We start from the raw sequence: 1,176 nt of genomic DNA on the forward strand, positions 1-1,176 counted from the left end.
GGCTGGCGGCCCATTTCGGTGAAGATCCAGCCGACGCTGTTGGCCAGGAACGGCAGCGCGATCCCGGCGGTCGCGACGGGGAAGAACCAGCGGGCGCGCGGCGTGCGGCCGCGGCGGAACAACCACAGGCCCACCAGCGAAATCAGCAGGCAGAGAAAGCCGAAGCCGATCATCAGGCGGAACGTCCAGTAGGCGACCGGGATGTTCGGCCGGTATTCGCCGGGCCCGTACTGCTGTTGTTCGGCGGCTTGGAGGTCGTTGATGCCCTCGACCTGCCCGTCGAACTTCCCGGTGGCCATGAAGGACAGGACGCCGGGGACGCGGATGCTGAACTTCTCCTGCGAGCCGTCGAGCGAGCCGATGGTGAACAGTGAGAACGAGGCGGGTGCGACGGTGTCGTAGAGGGCTTCGGCGGCCGCCATCTTCATCGGCTGCTGTTCGGTCATCAGCCGCGCCTGCAGGTCACCGGTGACGATCACGCCGAAGCTCGCGATCAGCACGGTGACCAGGGCGAGCTTCATCGACGGCCGGTAGACGTCCGCGTTCCGCTGCCGCTTGAGCTGCCAGGCGCTGATGCCGGCGACGAACATGCCGGCGGTGAGGAAGCACGCGGTGATGGTGTGCGCGAAGGCGCCGACGGCGGTCGAGTTGGTGAGGACGGCGCCGAAGTCCTTCAGCTCCGCGCGGCCGGTCGCGGGATTGACCGCGTAGCCGACGGGGTGCTGCATCCAGGAGTTGGCGGCGAGGATGAAGTACGCCGAGAGCAGCGTGCCGATCGAGGCGAGCCAGATGGTGGCCAGGTGCAGCTTCTTCGGCAGCTTGTCCCAGCCGAAGATCCACAGGCCGAGGAACGTCGACTCGAGGAAGAACGCGAGCAGGCCCTCGATGGCCAGCGGCGCGCCGAAGATGTCGCCGACGAAGGTGCTGTAGTCCGACCAGTTCATCCCGAACTGGAACTCCTGCACGATGCCGGTCGCCACGCCCATGGCGAAGTTGATGAGGAACAGCTTTCCCCAGAACTTCGTCATCCGGCGGTACTTGTCGTTCCCGGTGCGCACCCAGGCCGTCTGCATCCCGGCGACCAGGAACGACAGCCCGATGGTCAGCGGGACGAAGATGAAGTGGTAGACGGTGGTGATCCCGAACTGCCATCGCGCCAGGTCGAGGTTGCTCATC

1 protein-coding gene is annotated in these 1,176 nt (G+C 66.2%); it reads right to left on the reverse strand.

The features are described 5' to 3' along the window. Positions 1 to 1,175, reverse strand: a 1,175-nt coding sequence (locus tag I4Q55_RS48855) for a cytochrome ubiquinol oxidase subunit I (protein ID WP_206797884.1), incomplete at its 3' end; no start/stop codon positions are given. Position 1,176 lies beyond the last annotated feature (1 nt).

This window comes from Amycolatopsis sp. MtRt-6, assembly GCF_017308975.1.
Classification (GTDB): domain Bacteria; phylum Actinomycetota; class Actinomycetes; order Mycobacteriales; family Pseudonocardiaceae; genus Amycolatopsis.